The 16,104-nt window shown below is 70.6% G+C and carries 15 protein-coding genes; 11 read left to right on the top strand and 4 right to left on the bottom strand.

Translation table 11 applies throughout. The annotated features are described in order from the left end of the window. The first annotated feature begins 50 nt into the window (after positions 1–50). Together FVP77_RS08310 and FVP77_RS08305 are read left to right on the top strand one after the other, a co-directional pair. On the top strand, positions 51–578 hold the full coding sequence (locus FVP77_RS08310) for a DUF6328 family protein (RefSeq protein ID WP_147894049.1): 528 nt from the start codon (positions 51–53) through the stop codon (positions 576–578). Further along, the gene (locus FVP77_RS08305; protein WP_147894048.1) at positions 575–1,381 is read left to right on the top strand and encodes a carbon-nitrogen hydrolase family protein; all 807 of its coding nucleotides are present in this window, start codon (positions 575–577) and stop codon (positions 1,379–1,381) included. Before FVP77_RS08310 ends, FVP77_RS08305 begins: the two co-directional genes overlap by 4 nt. Here the strand turns inward: FVP77_RS08305 and FVP77_RS08300 are convergent, their stop codons facing one another. Next, on the bottom strand, positions 1,382–2,584 hold the full coding sequence (locus tag FVP77_RS08300) for an aminotransferase class I/II-fold pyridoxal phosphate-dependent enzyme (protein WP_147894047.1): 1,203 nt from the start codon (positions 2,582–2,584) through the stop codon (positions 1,382–1,384). A gap of 98 nt (positions 2,585–2,682) precedes the next feature. Between FVP77_RS08300 and FVP77_RS08295 the strand changes: the two genes are divergently transcribed. After that, a complete protein-coding gene (locus FVP77_RS08295; protein WP_147894046.1) occupies positions 2,683–4,260 on the top strand; it encodes a S1C family serine protease in 1,578 nt (525 codons plus the stop codon). Positions 4,261–4,315: 55 nt separating this feature from the next. Here FVP77_RS08295 and FVP77_RS08290 read toward each other — a convergent pair whose 3' ends face one another. Continuing rightward, positions 4,316–5,662, bottom strand: coding sequence for a maltokinase N-terminal cap-like domain-containing protein (locus FVP77_RS08290; RefSeq protein WP_147894045.1), 1,347 nt, complete (start codon positions 5,660–5,662; stop codon positions 4,316–4,318). 9 nt (positions 5,663–5,671) lie between these two features. Then, positions 5,672–6,649 carry a hypothetical protein gene (locus FVP77_RS08285; RefSeq protein ID WP_147894044.1) on the bottom strand — a complete coding sequence of 326 codons (978 nt, stop codon included), beginning with the start codon at positions 6,647–6,649 and terminating at the stop codon, positions 5,672–5,674. 113 nt (positions 6,650–6,762) lie between these two features. Here FVP77_RS08285 and FVP77_RS17210 point away from each other — a divergent pair, with 113 nt between their 5' ends. From FVP77_RS17210 to FVP77_RS08270, 3 genes are read left to right on the top strand one after another with little or no spacing between them, the layout of a single operon-like run. Further along, entirely contained in the window at positions 6,763–8,577 is a 1,815-nt protein-coding gene (locus FVP77_RS17210) for an ABC transporter ATP-binding protein (RefSeq protein WP_147894043.1), read from the top strand. Between the two features lie 11 nt (positions 8,578–8,588). Continuing rightward, on the top strand, positions 8,589–10,112 hold the full coding sequence (locus tag FVP77_RS08275) for a hypothetical protein (protein ID WP_246134019.1): 1,524 nt from the start codon (positions 8,589–8,591) through the stop codon (positions 10,110–10,112). Positions 10,113–10,152: 40 nt separating this feature from the next. Then, on the top strand, positions 10,153–10,419 hold the full coding sequence (locus tag FVP77_RS08270; protein ID WP_147894041.1) for a DUF3039 domain-containing protein: 267 nt from the start codon (positions 10,153–10,155) through the stop codon (positions 10,417–10,419). A gap of 2 nt (positions 10,420–10,421) precedes the next feature. Here FVP77_RS08270 and FVP77_RS08265 read toward each other — a convergent pair whose 3' ends face one another. Next, on the bottom strand, positions 10,422–11,747 hold the full coding sequence (locus FVP77_RS08265; RefSeq protein WP_147894040.1) for a nicotinate phosphoribosyltransferase: 1,326 nt from the start codon (positions 11,745–11,747) through the stop codon (positions 10,422–10,424). Positions 11,748–11,806: 59 nt separating this feature from the next. Here FVP77_RS08265 and murI point away from each other — a divergent pair, with 59 nt between their 5' ends. The 5 genes from murI (at position 11,807) to FVP77_RS08240 (ending at position 16,102) form a co-directional block, all read left to right on the top strand. After that, a complete protein-coding gene (gene murI / locus FVP77_RS08260; RefSeq protein ID WP_147894039.1) occupies positions 11,807–12,691 on the top strand; it encodes a glutamate racemase in 885 nt (294 codons plus the stop codon). Positions 12,692–12,750: 59 nt separating this feature from the next. Then, positions 12,751–13,497: a ribonuclease PH gene (gene rph / locus FVP77_RS08255; RefSeq protein WP_147894038.1), complete on the top strand. Its 747-nt coding sequence runs from the start codon at positions 12,751–12,753 to the stop codon at positions 13,495–13,497. A 7-nt stretch (positions 13,498–13,504) separates the two neighbouring features. Further along, positions 13,505–14,101: an RdgB/HAM1 family non-canonical purine NTP pyrophosphatase gene (gene rdgB / locus FVP77_RS08250; RefSeq protein ID WP_147894497.1), complete on the top strand. Its 597-nt coding sequence runs from the start codon at positions 13,505–13,507 to the stop codon at positions 14,099–14,101. A gap of 130 nt (positions 14,102–14,231) precedes the next feature. Then, positions 14,232–15,110 (top strand): glycosyltransferase family 2 protein, encoded by an 879-nt coding sequence (locus tag FVP77_RS08245; RefSeq protein WP_147894037.1) that lies wholly within the window; start codon positions 14,232–14,234, stop codon positions 15,108–15,110. Positions 15,111–15,178: 68 nt separating this feature from the next. Then, the gene (locus FVP77_RS08240) at positions 15,179–16,102 is read left to right on the top strand and encodes a cation diffusion facilitator family transporter (RefSeq protein WP_147894036.1); all 924 of its coding nucleotides are present in this window, start codon (positions 15,179–15,181) and stop codon (positions 16,100–16,102) included. The last annotated feature ends 2 nt before the right edge of the window (positions 16,103–16,104 follow it).

Here is a 16,104-nt window from a genome sequence, read left to right as displayed (position 1 = left end):
GGGATTCGGCCGGGTGCACATCGAGGTGCGAGTGCGTTGCTTCGAGAGAGATGACGCGCAAGGATCGGCGGGTGAGCGATCGCCGCGATTCCGGGCCTCCCGTGGGTGATGACGGTCGTGACGAGACCGTGGAAGAGCGCGCGGATCGCCGGTGGATAGAGGTGCTCCAAGAGCTTCGCGTGCTCCAGACGGGCACGCAGATCCTGACCGGTTTCCTTCTCGCCCTCGCCTTCCAGCCGGTGTTCGCCGACCTCGGCGCAGGTCAGCGCGCGCTGTACCTCGTGCTGGTGTCGCTCGCCGCCCTCAGCGCCGTCATCGCGCTCGCACCCGTCGCGCTCCACCGGATCGTCTTCCGTCGGCGCGTGAAGCCGGAGGTCGTCTACTTCGGTCATGTCTCGCTCATCGCCGCGCTCGCCGCCGTGAGTCTGCTCCTCACGGGAGTCGTCGCGTTCGTCTTCGATGTGATCGTCGGCGAGGTCGCGTCGTGGATCGCGGGAATCGCGCTCGGGACGGTGATCCTCGTACTGTGGGTCATAGTGCCGACGGCGATCCGCCGGTGGGGGAGGAACCCGGAATGAGCGACCGATCGGTCGGTGTCGCGGTGGCGCAGTTCGCGCCCGCGGCGTCGGTGGACGCGAACCTCGAGGTCATCGTCGAGCTGACCGAGCGCGCCGCGTCGCGCGGCGCGCGGGTCGTGCTGTTCCCCGAATACTCCAGCTACTTCGTCGACCCCTTCGACGAGTCCCTCGCCGCGAACGCCGAGGAGGTCGACGGTCCGTTCGTGGCCGCCCTGACCCGCCTCGCCGCCGCCTCGGGCGTCGTGGTGGTGGCGGGCCTGCTCGAGAAGAGCACGGACCACAGACGTGTGCGCAACACCGTCGTCGCGGTGGGTGCCGACGGTCCGGTCGCGGTCTACCGGAAGCTTCACCTGTACGACGCGTTCGGGCAGCGCGAGTCGGACTGGGTCGAGCCCGGCGAGATCGGCACCCCCCAGACCTTCGAGGTCGACGGACTGCGCTTCGGTCTGATGACCTGCTACGACCTCCGGTTCCCGGAGGTCGCCCGCACCATCGTCGACGAGGGCGTCGATGTCGTCCTCGTGGCTGCCGAATGGGTGCGGGGGCCGCTCAAGGAGCACCACTGGCGCACGTTGCTGCAGGCGCGCGCGATCGAGAACACGGTCTTCGTCGCAGCATCCGATCACCCGCCGCCCCTCGGGGTGGGGCACTCCCTCGTGGTGGATCCGCAGGGCGTGGCGATCGCCGAGGTCGGGACGACGACGGATGTCGCTGTCGCGCACCTGGACGTCGACGCGGTCGCCCGGGTGCGCCGGGTGAACCCGGCTCTCGAGCTGCGGCGCTTCCGCGTCGTCGCCGGCTGATCAGACGCCGAGGAGCGACAGCCGACGGGATGCTTCGTCGAGGACGTCGACGCGCTTGCACGCCGCGAAGCGCACCAGCGTGGCGTACTCGGCCCGGTTCTCCGGGCTCGCGAAGGCCGTGAGCGGGATGCCCACGACGCCCGCGCGCTCGGGGAGGGCGCGACAGAAGTCCGCCGCATCCGTCGCCCCGAGGGGAGCGGCGTCGGCGACGGTGAAGTACGTGCCGCTGGGCGTCGAGACGTCGAAGCCCGCGGCGCTCAATCCGCGGCCGAGGATGTCGCGCTTCTCGCGGAGTGCTGTCGCGATGCCCTGGAAGAACGCGTCGGGCAGCCGGAGTCCGGTGGCCACGGCCGGCTGGAACGGGCTGCCGTTGACGTAGGTCAGATACTGCTTCACGGTGAGGATGGCCGATATCAGCGGCGCCGGACCCGAGACCCATCCGATCTTCCATCCCGTGACGGAGAACGTCTTGCCCGCGGAGGAGATCGAGACCGTGCGCTCCCATGCGCCCGGGAGAGTGGCGATGGGCACGTGCGGCGCGTCGAAGACGAGGTGCTCGTACACCTCATCGGTGACGATGATCGCGTCGTGCTGCTCCGCCAGCTCGACGATGCGCCGGCGCACGTCCGGGGTGAAGACGGCCCCGGTGGGGTTGTGGGGGTCGTTGACGAGGATGACGCGCGTTCGGTCGGTCACGGCGGCGGCCAGCCTGTCGAGATCGGGCTGGAAGTCGGGCCATCGCAGCGGCACCGGCACCAGGCGCGCCCCGGCGAGGGCGACCGCTGCCGCATAGGCGTCGTAATAGGGCTCGAAGACGACGACCTCGTCGTCCGGTCCGTCGAGGAGGGCGAGGAGGGTGGCCGCCAGAGCCTCGGTCGCGCCGGCGGTGGCGACGATGTCGCGCTCGGGGTCGAGGCGCAGACCGTAGAAGCGATGCTGGTGCTCGGCGATCGCGGCGAGCAGATCAGGAAACCCTCGCCCCGGGGCGTACTGGTTCACGCCGTCGGCGATCGCCCGCATCGCCGCGTCCAGCACCACGGCCGGTCCGTCCTCGTCGGGAAAGCCCTGACCGAGGTTGATCGCGCCCGTTCCGGCCGCAAGCCCGCTCATCTCGGCGAAGATGGTGGTACCGATCGTGCCGTCCGCGGCACGGAGTCCGGCCCCATCTGCGGTCCGCTGCCAGGCCCCGGGAATCTCTCGCATCCTGCTCACGCTAGTCGCATAGACAGAGCCCATCCGCACCATATGAAACGCACAGCAACTCGCCCCAAGCTGAAAGTCGCTTGGCAGAAGGAGCAACCATGAGTGAGACACAGGGCGACCGCCCCGACGAGAACGCCGCGACGCCCGCGCCGCACACTTCCTCCGACGCGACGCCTGCGCCGCAGACCGGCGCGACGACCGCTCCGGCAGACACCCCCGCGCGCACCGTGCCGCCGGTTCCGACGACTCCGGCTTCGGCGCCCGCATCGGCGACGCCCGCGGCTCCGGCGTGGTCGGGCCAGCGCCCGCCGCAGCCGCCCCACCCGCAGGCCCCCTATGGCGGTGCTCCCCAGCAGCCGGCATACGGCGTGCCGTCCCGTGAGGGCTACGCCGGTCAGCCGGTCGGCCAGGGCTTCGGGATCCCGCCGCAGCAGACCCAGCCCACCCTGCCGCTGCACGGCGCCCCCGAGACGGCTCCGCGCAAGAAGTCGAACGCGGGCAAGGTCGCCGGCCTCATCGTCGCCGCCGCACTCGTCGGCGGCGCCGCCGGCCTCGGTGGCACCTACGCCGGCCTCAGTCTCTGGGGCGGATCCGATGCGACCCCGGTCGCCGGGGCCGGGACGGTCACGGTCAACGACACCGAGAACGTGAACCAGACGACCGGCATCGCCGCGAAGGTCGTGCCGAGCGTCGTGACGATCAGCGCCACAGGCGGCAGCAGCGGCGGCACCGGTTCCGGCGTCGTCCTTAGCGCGGACGGCTACGTCGTCACCAACACCCACGTGGTCACCCTCGACGGGGCGACGGGCGACGCGACGATCCGCGCGACGACGTCGGATGGACGCGTCTACGACGCCACGGTCGTCGGTACCGACCCCACGTACGACCTCGCCGTCATCAAACTGACGGATGCCTCGGGCCTCACGCCGATCGAGTTCGGCGATTCGAGCGATCTGAACGTGGGCGACGAGACGGTCGCGGTCGGCGCCCCGCTGGGACTGTCGAACACGGTCACGACGGGCATCGTGAGCGCTCTGAACCGTTCGATCGAGGTCGCATCGTCGGCAGCTCCCGAGGACGACCAGCCCAGCGAGGGCGGCACCGGCGAGAGCCCCTTCCAGTTCGACTTCGGTCAGGGCGGGCAGGGCTCGACGCAGTCGACCGAGACGATCAAGATCGCCGTCATCCAGACGGATGCGGCGATCAACCCCGGGAACTCCGGGGGCGCGCTCGTCGACGACCAGGGCCGACTCATCGGCATCAACGTAGCCATCGCCTCGGCGGGCAGCTCGACCGGCAGCGGCCAGGCCGGTTCGATCGGGGTCGGCTTCTCGATCCCGTCGTCGGTCGCTGAGCGCGTCGCGAACGAGATCATCGAGAACGGCTCGGCGACGCACGGTCTGCTCGGCGCCTCGGTGCAATCGACATCGACCGTGGCGAACTCGACGATCGAGGGCGCCTACGTGGCGAGCGTCACGGACGGCGGCCCCGCGGCGGCCGCAGGGCTCCGCTCGGGCGACATCGTCACCGCGTTCAACGACCTCCCGATCACGAACTCCGTCGACCTCACCGCGCAGGTACGCGCCGTGGCCGCAGGCAGCGACGCGACCGTGACCTACGTCCGCGACGGTCAGACCCGCACCGCGAACGTGACGCTCGGTTCGTTCGGCTCCTGAGCCAACACACGAAGAAGGCCGCCCCGCTCTATGCGGGGCGGCCTTCCTCGTGCGGTCAGGAAGCCGCGTCGCGGGTGAGCCGTTCGATCGCCGAGAGGGGGATCGACAGCCAGTCCGGGCGGTTGCGCACTTCGTAGACGGCTTCGTAGACGGCCTTGTCGAGCTCGAACGCGCGCAGGAGCCGCTCGTCTGCCGAGGGGCCGCCCGCCGCTGCGTAGCCGCGCTCGAACGCGGTGACCGCCGTCGTCGCCCACCTCCGTGCCACCGCGTCGTCGACCCCGAGTCGTTCGACGGAGCCGGCGACGTAGTCGAACGACCGCAGCATCCCGGCGACGTCCCGCACCGCGAGGTCGGGCATGCGCCGAGCCGCGATCGGACGCAGCGGCTCGCCCTCGAAGTCGAGCAGCACCCAGCCGCGACCCTGCACCTCGAGTACCTGCCCCAGGTGCAGATCGCCGTGCACGCGCTGGAACAGGGGCCACGGCGCGGATTGCGCCGCTGCGTACACCTCGCGGATGGGCGCGGCGAACGGTGCCATCGCGGGAATCTCGGCGACCGCCGTGGCGAGCCCGTCTTCCCAGACTGCCGCGACGCGCCGTCGATCGGAGGCGTCGGCCTCGTGTGTCGGGAGGATGCGCGACAGGGTCAGGTGCACATCGGCGACGGCCGCTCCCAGCGCCGTGGCGCGGTCGGCGAAGTCGTCGTCGTCCTGCGCGGCGGTCAGCGCGACGCGCCACGCGTCTTCGACGTCGTCGAGGAACTCCTGCGCGAACGCGAGCGATCCGGTCACGACGTGCTCGGGGTTGCCCGGATCGCGCCAGGCGCCCTCGAGCGACCCGATGGCCCGAGGAACCGACGACGAACCGTTGTCGGCGAGAGCGGTCTGCAATTCGATATCGGGGTTGAGGCCGGGGTGCACCTGACGGAACAGCTTGCAGATGACCGCGCTCCCGTCGCCGTCGGGACGGAAGATCAGCGAGGTGTTCGATTGCTCGGCTCCGAGCACCGACGCCGAGGCGGTCGGATCGGTGTGCGGTCGGCGCGCCGCGGGGTGGCTGTCGAGGGGGCCGTCGACGCCGCTCACGCGACCACCGGCGGTCACCGAGCGGTACAGCCAGGCCGCGTACGCCGCGTCGGTCGCACCGTCGACCAGCACCGAGCCGTCGGGGAGATCGCCCACGACCCCCTTCTCGGGTCGGGTCGAGCGAACGACGACAGGCACTTGGTAGAGGACGGGGGTCTCGGGTGCGTCGTCTGCGACGAGGAGCACGCGGACGCGCGCATCGGGCTCGCTCGCGACGTCCCACTCGGCGACGAGACGAAGGCTCGGAGTGCGGCCTTTCGAGGCGTACCACCGTTGCGCGGGCATCCAGTCGGTCAGGGACTGCAGGGTGCTGTCCATGGGGCGGGGCTACCTTTCGTCGGTGTTCTCCGGTGATGCAGCAGTGTCGACGGCGGTGTCGGCCTTCGCCGAGGTCGTCGATTCAATCTCTTTGCGCTTCCGGCGGGGGACCGCTCGCCGACCGACCGATCCGATTCCGCGGGCGGTGCTTCCCGCAGCCCCCGCGATGGCGCCGCCCACCCGTGCCACGCCGCTGGCTGCCGAGTGCTCGACCCGCTTCGCGCCCGGCCTGGGCTCGATGTCGGCGGGGACGGTGACCGGGGGAGGACCGAACGCCCGCCGTGAACCGACGAGCACGCGCCGTCCGAGGATGTGGTTGCCCGCGCCGCCGACGACCGCCCCCACGCCGAACGGGAGGGCCTTGCCGAGGAACGATGCCCCGCCACGGGCCGCGAACTGGTGCACGAACGTCGTCTTGAGACGATCGACGAGTGGACCGATGGCCGCGCGGGGGAGCGTCTTCGTGATCATCTGCCCCCAGTACCCCGAGCGATCGGGGCCTCGACCGGACGCCTGTCCGGCCAACTGGGCGAGCAGGTCGACACCTTCGCGGCCCAGCATCAGGGTGAGCACGAGCGCGCGAGCGCGCTCGGGGTCTTCGACGGCGACTCCGTGCACCTCGGCGATCGATTGCGCGAAGAGCGCCGTCGATTCGAGGAATCCGAGCGTCTCCACGCCGCTGAGGGCGAGGGTCACGCCGGTGCCGATGCCGGGCACGACCGCGGTCGCGCCGACCGCGGCTCCGCCCGTCGTGACGGCGGCGAGATAACGACGCTCGAGGATGCGCACGATCCCGAGGGTCGACGCCTCGGGGTGGCGCAGACGGATGCTGCGCAGATGCGCCAGCACGACGGGGCGCTGGATCGCCAGCACACGGTCGAGCGCGCGGATGGTTCGGGGATGCTCCGGGGAACCGACCGGGGGAAGGCCGCCGTCCCAGGGCGCGTCACCGGGCAGCGAGTGGATTCGATGCACCTTGTCGCTCACCTGCACGATCCTACGAATGCGGCCCGTAAAGAGGCTGGGGGGTTGCGCATGAGTACCGGACACCCATGACATTCGCGGCAGGAGGCGGCCCCGACCCTTGGTAGTTTGGACCGATGACAGCATCGCTGCCGAACCCGTTCGAGTCACCGGCCGAAGAGGCCGGAGACCAGAGCGTCGACGGTCGCGACGATCAACCGGTCGCGGCCCCCAAACCGCGCGCCCCGCGGGCCAAGCCCACGTCGCCGCGACCCGCGCGGAGCTCGTCGGCGAACAAGGCGAAGACGCCGCGGCGCACGCCGGCGTCGAAGCCTCAGCGCGCGACCCTGAAGCCGCCGGCGACTCCGGTCGATCCCGGTCCGCCGCCGCCTCTGCCCACCGACATCGTCGTGCCGCCGAAGCCGCCGCTGCCCCCCGTCCCACCGCTGCCGGCAGACCTGACGGCGGCCGCGGGTCCGAGGTCCTCCAAGACGTCGCCACCCGTCGACGACACCTTCGCGACCACGATCGAATCGGATCGCTCCGAGGTCGTCGATGCGGAGCCGGCCGTCGCCACCGACACCGAGCCGAGCGTTGCGCCGGCGGTCGAGAAGGAGCCGGCCGAGTCCGCCGAGGAACCCGCCGAGCCTGTCGTCGATGCAGAGCCCGTGGCCGAGGTCGAGCCTGAGCCTGAGCCTGTCGCGGAGTCCGTGGCGGTCGTGGACGATGAGCCTGAGCCTGTTGTCGAGGTCGAGGTCGACCCTGAGCCCGTCGCCGTGCCCGTGGCGGTCGTGGACGCCGAGCCTGAGCCTGTCGTCGAGGTCGAGTCCGTCGGCGACGATGTCGAGCCCGAGCCTGTCGTCGATGCCGAGCCCATCGAGGCCGATTCCGCGCCGGAGCCGGGCGTCACGTCCGAGCCCGTCGACGCGGACGACACGGCTGAAAGTGTCGCGAGCGCGGAGCCCGAACTCGCCGGCCCCGAGGTCGAGCCCATCGCCGAGCTGGTTCCCGCGCCCAGCTCGCCGGAGGATTCGGTCGTCGAGACCGAGGCGGCTCCCGAGCCCTCGGCCACCGACGCATCCGACGATCTCGCCGACGAGGCCGCCGTCGCGGACGACGATGGGACGGCTCTCGCCCCCGCCGCGATCGTGACCGAGCCCGACGACGCCCTCGTCTCGGACGCGGAGCCCGCGGTCCCCGCACTCCAGCTGCGCGGCGTGACCAAGGTCTTCGGCGACACGCGTGCCGTCGACGGCATCGATCTGACGGTTCCCGCGGGCTCGTTCTACGGGCTGGTCGGTCCGAACGGTGCCGGCAAGACGACGACCCTCTCGATGATCGCCGGTCTTCTGCGCCCCGACGCCGGCACCATCACGATCGGCGGCATCGACGTGTCTCGGAAGAGTGCGGCGACGAAGAAGCTGATGGGCGTTCTTCCCGATCGGCTGCGCACCTTCGACCGCCTCACCGGCCGTCAGCTGCTGTACTACTACGGAGTGCTCCGAGGCCTTCCGTCGGCCGTCGTGGAGTCGCGCACGACCGATCTCGCGCGGGCGTTCGACCTCACGAGTGCGCTCGGTCGGTCGGTCTCCGACTACTCGGCGGGTATGACGAAGAAGGTGATGCTCGCCGGCGCGATGATCCATTCGCCTCGCCTCCTGGTGCTCGACGAGCCCTTCGAGGCCGTCGACCCGGTCTCGAGCGCGGTCATCCTCGACATCCTCGCCACCTACGTCTCTCACGGCGGCACGGTGATCCTCTCCAGCCACGGCATGGAGCTCGTCGAACGGGTCTGCTCCGGGGTGGCGGTCATCGTCTCCGGCCAGGTGCTCGCCGAGGGAACGGTCGAGGAGGTCCGCGGCGAGTCGACTCTCGAGCAGCGGTTCCTCGAACTCGCTGGTGGCCTGGGCGACATGGAAGGCCTGGAGTGGTTGCACACGTTCTCCGACTGAGGATCGCCACGATGATCGGCGCCCTCCGGGGCGACCGTCGGCACGCCATCCGGGTGAGCATCGGCCTCGTCCTGCTCGTCGTCGCGACGGTCGTGGGGGCGTTGGCGGTGCTCAGCCTCGCCGATGCGTCCGAGACGGCGATCGCGGCCGTGCTCGTCTTCGCCGGCTCCGCGGTGACCCTCGGTTTCTTCGTCGCGCCGCTCGTGACCGGTGCGGCCGACCCGCTCGACCCGCGCCGGTTCGCGGTGCTCGGTCTCGCTCCTCGCCCGCTGGCGGCGGTACTCGCCCTGGCCGGCCTCATCAGCGTGCCCAGTCTCGTGCTCATCGCGCTGTCGATGTGCGCGGCGGCCGCGTGGACCGCGCAGGGAGCGTCGTCGTTCGTCGCCGTCGTCTCGGCCGTCGCCGGCGTCGTGACGTGCGTGCTCGCCGCGCGTGTGAGCATGGCCGTGGCCGCGCTCGTGCTTCGCGAGCGCCGGTCGCGCGAGCTGTCGGGCATGTTCCTCGTCGGCATCCTGGTCGTCGTGGTACCGGTCGGTGTCTTCCTGGCGTCACTCGAGTGGCGCGGGCAGGTACCGCCGCAGCTGAGCGAGGCCGTCGCCGTTCTCGGATTCACCCCGGTGGGTGCCGCGTGGGCGCTGCCGTCCGCGTCGCAACCGGCGGCCGTCGTCTGGGGCGCCGTGGTGATGCTGGCCACCCTCGTCGCTCTCGCCGCCGCATGGGTGGCGCTGGTGACCCGCGCCCTCACCACCACGGAGCGCCCCGTGGCGGTCCGCGAGCGCGGCGGCCTCGGCTGGTTCGCCGTCGCACCGGGAACGCCCGGAGGAGCGATCGCGGCCCGAAGCCTGGTCTATTGGCTGCGCGACCGCCGGTACCTGGTCAATATCGTCGTCGTCCCGGTCGCCGCGGTGCTCGCGGTCGTGCCGCTCGTCGTCGCAGGCGTGCCCTTCGAGATCGCGGTGCTCGTTCCGGTGCCGATCATGGCGCTCTTCTTCGGGTGGCTCCCGCACAACGACCTGGCGTACGACTCGACCGCCGTGTGGATGCATCTCGCCAGCGCGGTCCGCGGATCGTCCGACCGCATCGGCCGTCTCGTGCCGATGCTCTTCGTGGGCGTTCCGATCCTCGCCATCGCGATACCCGTCGCCGTCGCCCTCCACGGTCGGTGGGCGCTGCTTCCCGCGATGGTCGGGGTGTGCGCGGCGCTCTTCCTCGCGGGGCTCGGCCTGTCGAGCATCACCTCCGCCCTGGCCCCGTACGCCGTGTCCCGGCCAGGGGACAGCCCGTTCCAGCAGCCGCAGCGCGCCGGATCGGGGGCGATGGCGCAGGGCCTCGTGCTGCTCGGTTCGATCCTGGCCGCCGGTCCCGCCCTGTGGTGGGGCTGGCTCGCGCTCACCCGCGACGTCTCCTTCGCGGTGCCGTCGATGTGGGCGGGCATCGGTGCGGGTGTGGTGGTGCTCGTTCTCGGGGTGACGGTCGGAGCGGCCGTGTTCCAGCGACGGGGCAGTCGACTGATGGAGTTCGCGGAGTCGACGTGACAGGCCCCGGGGAGGGACCTCCCGACTACACTGGCACTCTATGAGCACGCCTCTCGACAGTCCTGACCAGGGGGGTCTGGCGACCCTCGACCGTGAACTCGAGGAGCTCATCCGCGAGGAGAGCATCGAGCCCGGCGATCACGAGCGGTTCTCGCACTACGTCAAGAAGGACAAGATCCTCGAGTCGGCGATCACCGGTAAGCCGGTGCGTGCGCTCTGCGGCAAGAAGTGGACCCCGGGACGCGATCCCGAGAAGTTCCCCGTCTGCCCGACCTGCAAAGAGATCTACGAGAACCTGACGAAGTAGCGTCAGCCGGCCTCGGCGAAGACGGTCGGGATCGCCGGCTCTGAACGGCTGAGCGCCAGACCGCGCACCGGTAGCTCTTCGCGCACGCGCAGGTGATGTGCGCGGGCGGTGGCGACTCCGGCCGGTCCCTCCGCCGCCTCGTCGATCTCCCCGCCGACCACCAGGGGCACGTGCAGTCCACGAGCGGAGGGATGCGACGCAGCATCCGCGATCTTCTCGAACCCGTCGGAGACGACGATCAGCTCGCTCGTCGCAGCGCCGTCGTCGAGAGTGCGGAAGGCGGCCTTGCGGCCACCCGCGCTCGCCTTGTCGGCCGAGCGCTTCGCCACCGACACCCACCCGCCGTCGGAGTCCTGCCGCGCGACGAGTTTGTAGACCATGCCGGCGGTCGGTGTACCCGAGCCGGTCACGACCGACGTTCCCACCCCGTACGCGTCGACGGGGGAGGCCGCGAGCGCGGCGATGGCGAACTCGTCGAGATCGCTGGTCACCGTGATCCGGGTCTTCGTCGCTCCGAGGTCGTCGAGGAGTTCCCGCACCTGCGCGGCGACCGTGGGCAGGTCTCCGGAGTCGATGCGCACGCCCCCGAGGTCGGGGCCGGCCACGCGGACGGCGGTCTCGACGCCGGTGGGGATGTCGTAGGTGTCGACGAGCAGAGTCGTGCCGGGGCCGAGGGCGGCGACCTGGGAGCGGAACGCCTCTTCCTCGGTGTCGTGCAGCAGGGTCCAGGAATGCGCTGCCGTGCCCATCGTCGGGATTCCCCACCGAAGCCCCGCCGCGAGGTTGCTGGTCGCGCCGAACCCTGCGATGTACGCCGCGCGGGCCGCGGCGAGGGCCGACTGCTCGCCCGCGCGTCGGGAGCCCATCTCAGCGAGCGGGCGGTCACCGGCGGCGATGCTCATGCGCGCGGCGGCGGTGGCGACCGCGGAATCGTGGTTCAGCACCGACAGCGCGAGGGTCTCCAGCAGCACGGCCTCCGCGAAGGTGCCCTCGATCTCGAGGATCGGCGAGCCTGGGAAGTAGAGCTCGCCCTCCCGGTAGCCGCTGATGGTGCCGGTAAATCGATAGTCGGCGAGATAGTCGAGGGTGCTGGCTCCCACGACCCTCTCGTCCCTCAGGAAGCGCAGTTCCTCGTCGCCGAAGCGGAAGTCGCGCAGCAGCGACAGCAGACGCCCCGTTCCGGCGACGACGCCGAACCGTCGTCCCCCGGAGAGCCGGCGGGCGAAGACCTCGAAGACGCAGCGCCGATCGGCGGTGCCGTCGCGAAGTGCGGCGTCGAGCATCGTGAGCTCGTAGCGGTCGGTGTGCAGGGCCGTACGAGCGCTCATCCGGCCACCATACCCGCGCGCCGACGGGGCGCCGGAGTCGACGGGTAGGCTGGGTTCCCGTGGACGACGCACCGATCGGGATCTTCGACTCCGGAGTGGGCGGTCTCACCGTCGCCCGGGCGATCTCGGCGCAGCTGCCGCGCGAGTCGATCCGCTACATTGGCGACACGGCGCGTTCGCCCTACGGGCCGAAGCCCATCGCCGACGTGAGGCGCTATTCGCTCGAGGTGCTCGACACGCTCGTCGACCAGGGCGTGAAGATGCTGGTCATCGCGTGCAACACCGCCTCGGCGGCGATGCTGCGCGACGCCCGCGAGCGGTACGACGTGCCGGTCGTGGAGGTCATCGGACCGGCCGTGCGCACCGCGATGTCCACGACCCGCAACGGCCGTATCGGAGTGATCGGCACCGCCGGCACGATCGGGTCGGGCGCGTACCAGGACATGCTGGAGGTGAACGAACGCCTGACGGTCTTCGCCGAGGCGTGCCCGAGGTTCGTGGAGTTCGTCGAGGCGGGGGTGACCCAGTCGCCCGAGGTGCTCGCCACGGCGGAGGGGTACCTGGCGCCGCTGCGCCACGCCGGCGTCGACACCCTCGTTCTCGGCTGCACGCACTACCCGTTCCTCGAGGGCGCGATCTCCTACGTCATGGGTCCCGACGTCAGCCTGGTCTCCAGCGATACCGAGACGGCGAAGGACGTGTACCGGCAGCTCGTGAGCCGCGATCTCCTCGCCGGTCCCGATTCGACACCCACCCACGTGTACGAGGCCACCGGCGCATCCGCCGACGAGTTCCTCGATCTCGCCCATCGCCTCATGGGACGCGAGGTCACCGAGGTGCAGCTCGTGCAGACGGGAACGATCCCGGTCATCATGTCCGGAAAGGCTTCCCGTGACCACCGTTCGCCGTCGACATCGTCAACCGGCGACCTGCCGCGACGCTGAGTCGCCGCATCCACCGACCATGCCGGACAGCGTGACATTCCTATCCTGAGGAGAACCGAATGACCGACACCACCCGCGCCGACGGGCGCGCTCTCGACCAGCTCCGTCCGGTCACGATCGAGCGCGGCTGGTCGGCCCACGCCGAGGGTTCCGCGCTCATCAGTTTCGGCAACACCCGCGTGCTGTGCACCGCGTCGTTCACGAACGGCGTGCCGCGCTGGCTCACCGGCAAGGGCAAGGGCTGGGTGACGGCCGAGTATGCGATGCTGCCCCGCGCGACCAATTCGCGCAACGACCGCGAGAGCATCAAGGGCAAGATCGGCGGACGCACGCACGAGATCTCCCGCCTGATCGGTCGGGCGCTCCGTGCCGTCGTAGACACCAAGGCGCTCGGCGAGAACACGATCGTCATCGACTGCGACGTGCTGCAGGCCGACGGCGGCACCCGCACCGCCGCGATCACGGGGGCATACGTCGCGCTGGCCGACGCGATCGAGTGGGGACGCCGCAAGAAGTTCATCGCGCAGCGCTCGGAGGTGCTGTTCGACTCGGTCTCGGCCATCTCGGTGGGGATCGTCGACCAGACGCCCATGCTCGACCTCGCCTACGTCGAGGACGTGCGTGCCGAGACCGACATGAACGTCGTCGTCACCGGTCGTGGCCTGTTCGTCGAGGTGCAGGGCACGGCCGAGGGCGCTCCGTTCGACAAGGCCGAGCTCGACCGTCTGCTCGAGCTGGGAGTGAACGGATGCGGCGACCTGCGCGACATCCAGACGGCCGCCTTGGAGACGTCCCTTGAGCGCTGAGGGGCAGGTGCGCCGGGTCGTGCTCGCGACGCACAACCCGCACAAGGTGGAGGAGTTCGCCGGGATCGTCGCGCGGGTGCGACCTGACCTCGAGGTCGTGGGCTACGACGGCCCCGAGCCGGTCGAGGACGGGGTCACGTTCGCCGCCAACGCGCTCATCAAGGCTCGCGCGGCCGCAGCGCACACCGGTCTTCCAGCCCTCGCAGACGACTCCGGGGTGAGCGTCGATGTGCTGGGCGGTTCGCCCGGCGTGTTCTCGGCGTATTGGGCGGGGCACGCCAAAGACGCCGGGGCGAACCTGCGCCTGCTGCTCGATCAGCTCTCCGACGTGGCCGATCCCCACCGCACCGCGCAGTTCGTCTCCACGATCGCGCTCGTCGTGCCTAACGGCCCCGAGCACGTGGTGGAGGGCGTGTGGCCGGGACGGCTGGCATCCGAAGCATCCGGAGACGGCGGATTCGGATACGACCCGATCTTCGTGCCCGACGGCCAGGACCCCGCCGCCGAGCGCACGGTGGGCGAGTGGAGCGCGGCCGAGAAGAACGCGGCCTCGCACCGCGCCCGCGCGTTCGAAGCGCTGGCGCCCCTGCTCGCTGCGCTCTGATACCGGCGTCGAATCGACGTCTTCTCGCCGAGTCGACATCATCCCGGCGTGAAGGAGATGTCGCCTCGGCGAGTGGCTGTCGTCTCGGCGGGCCGGTGCCGCACCCGAGCGTTTCCGCTACGGTCTGAACATGGCTGCGACCCCCACCGTCTCGATCGTCATCCCCGCCTACAACGAGGAGGAGACGATCCGGCACTGTCTGCTCGCCGCGATCGAGCAGACGGTCGCCGCCGAGGAGATCGTCGTCGTCGACAACCGCTCCACCGACCGCACGGCCGACATCGTGGAGGCGATGAGCGTCGCGTTCCCCGAGGCGAACATCCGGCTCGTCCGTCAGGACGCCGAGCAGGGGATCACGCCCACCCGCAATGCCGGGTTCGACGCGGCCACCGGTGACGTGATCGGACGGATCGACGCCGACTCCGCCCTCGCGGCCGACTGGGTGGAGCAGGTGAAGGGGGCCTTCGCCACCGGTGACTTCGACGCCGCCTCCGGCTCGGTCGAGTACTACGACATGCCGCTGCGCGGGTTCGGGCATCAGGCTGACGACGCGTTCCGCCGCCTGCAGGTGAAGCTCGCCGGCGAATACGTCTTCCTCTTCGGCAGCAACATGGCGTTGACCAAGAAGGCGTGGCTGGGCGTTCGCGACGACGTGTGCGCCGACCGCGACGACCTCATGCACGAGGACCTCGACCTCTCGGTGCACCTCGTGAAGAACGGCTTCAAGGTCGGGTACGTCTCGGCGATGGTCGCCGGCATGTCGGCCCGCCGTCTCGACGACAGCCCGCGCGATTTCCGCTTCTACGTCGAGCGATTCGAGCGCACCTACCGTCTCCACGGCATCCACGACGTGCGCCTTCTCACGCCGATGGTCGTGCTGCTCGGGACGTATCCGGCGCTGCACGCCGAGCGACGCATCCAGGCCCGCCGAGGCCACGCGGGCATCAGCCTTCCCGAGACGGGCGGCCAGCACCACGCACAGGCCGCCGCGGCGGTCGTGCCGGACTGAGAATCAGGATCGTTCCCGACAGCGCCGAAGTCCGCCTGACCGGGGTGCGCCGGCCCTAGCCTGGGAGCATGCACGATCACGCGAGCCCGAGCGGCGGCCTCCGAGGCGCCAGCAATCGGCGACTCCTCGCGCTGTCGCTGTCGATCACCGCGATCGTCATGGTCGTGCAGATCGTCGGCGCCGTCCTGTCGGGCTCGCTCGCGCTGCTGGCCGACGCCGTGCACATGTTCACGGATGCCGCGGCCCTCGTCATCGCGCTGATCGCCAGCGCCGTGGCGGCACGCCCGGCCAACGATCGTCGAACCTTCGGCTATCAGCGCGCGGAGGTGGCGGGAGCCCTCGTCAACGGAGTGATCCTCATCGTGCTGGCGGTCTGGGTCGCGGTCGAGGGTGTGCGACGCCTCCTCAAACCCGCCGACGCCGAAGTGACCGGCGGGCTCATGCTCATCGTCGCCGTCATCGGACTCCTCGCCAACGCGGTCGCGATGTGGCTGTTGAGCTCGGCGCAGAAGCGCAGCATCAACGTACGCGGCGCGTACCTCGAGGTGCTGGGCGACCTGCTCGGGTCGGCGGCGGTCATCATCGCCGCGGTCGTGATCCTCTTCACCGGGTGGATGCAGGCCGACGCCGTCGCATCGCTCCTCATCGCCGCCATGATCGTGCCGCGCGCCATCGGTCTGCTGCGCGAGGTCGCCTCGGTGCTCAGCGAGGGGACGCCGAAGGGGATGCAGGTGAGCGAGATCCGCCAGCACATCCTCTCGACCCCCGGGGTCGTCGATGTCCACGACGTGCACGTCTGGCAGCTCACCCGGGGCGCCCCGGTCATGAGCGCCCACGTCGTCGTCGACGACGACGATTTCCGCGGCGGTCGCGCCGGCGGCATCCTGCACGAGCTGCAGGGGTGCCTCGCGACGCACTTCGACGTCGAGCACTCGACCTTCCAGCTGGAGCCAGCGGGGCACGTCGAGCACGATGACGCCCGCCACGCCTGAGC

Source organism: Microbacterium hatanonis (assembly GCF_008017415.1).
In the GTDB taxonomy this organism is placed as follows: domain Bacteria; phylum Actinomycetota; class Actinomycetes; order Actinomycetales; family Microbacteriaceae; genus Microbacterium; species Microbacterium hatanonis.
Note: the sequence above shows the minus strand (reverse complement) of the source record. Positions and strands in the feature narration are given on the sequence as shown.

Coding starts and splice junctions, on each gene's coding strand:
- FVP77_RS08265 (WP_147894040.1), bottom strand. CDS start 11,747: ATGAGCGCTCGTACGGCCCTGCACACCGACCGCTACGAGCTCACGATG.
- FVP77_RS08305 (WP_147894048.1), top strand. CDS start 575: ATGAGCGACCGATCGGTCGGTGTCGCGGTGGCGCAGTTCGCGCCCGCG.
- FVP77_RS08300 (WP_147894047.1), bottom strand. CDS start 2,584: ATGCGAGAGATTCCCGGGGCCTGGCAGCGGACCGCAGATGGGGCCGGA.
- rph (WP_147894038.1), top strand. CDS start 12,751: ATGACCGACACCACCCGCGCCGACGGGCGCGCTCTCGACCAGCTCCGT.
- FVP77_RS08295 (WP_147894046.1), top strand. CDS start 2,683: ATGAGTGAGACACAGGGCGACCGCCCCGACGAGAACGCCGCGACGCCC.
- FVP77_RS08310 (WP_147894049.1), top strand. CDS start 51: ATGACGCGCAAGGATCGGCGGGTGAGCGATCGCCGCGATTCCGGGCCT.
- FVP77_RS08270 (WP_147894041.1), top strand. CDS start 10,153: ATGAGCACGCCTCTCGACAGTCCTGACCAGGGGGGTCTGGCGACCCTC.
- FVP77_RS08240 (WP_147894036.1), top strand. CDS start 15,179: ATGCACGATCACGCGAGCCCGAGCGGCGGCCTCCGAGGCGCCAGCAAT.
- FVP77_RS08275 (WP_246134019.1), top strand. CDS start 8,589: ATGATCGGCGCCCTCCGGGGCGACCGTCGGCACGCCATCCGGGTGAGC.
- FVP77_RS17210 (WP_147894043.1), top strand. CDS start 6,763: ATGACAGCATCGCTGCCGAACCCGTTCGAGTCACCGGCCGAAGAGGCC.
- FVP77_RS08290 (WP_147894045.1), bottom strand. CDS start 5,662: ATGGACAGCACCCTGCAGTCCCTGACCGACTGGATGCCCGCGCAACGG.
- FVP77_RS08245 (WP_147894037.1), top strand. CDS start 14,232: ATGGCTGCGACCCCCACCGTCTCGATCGTCATCCCCGCCTACAACGAG.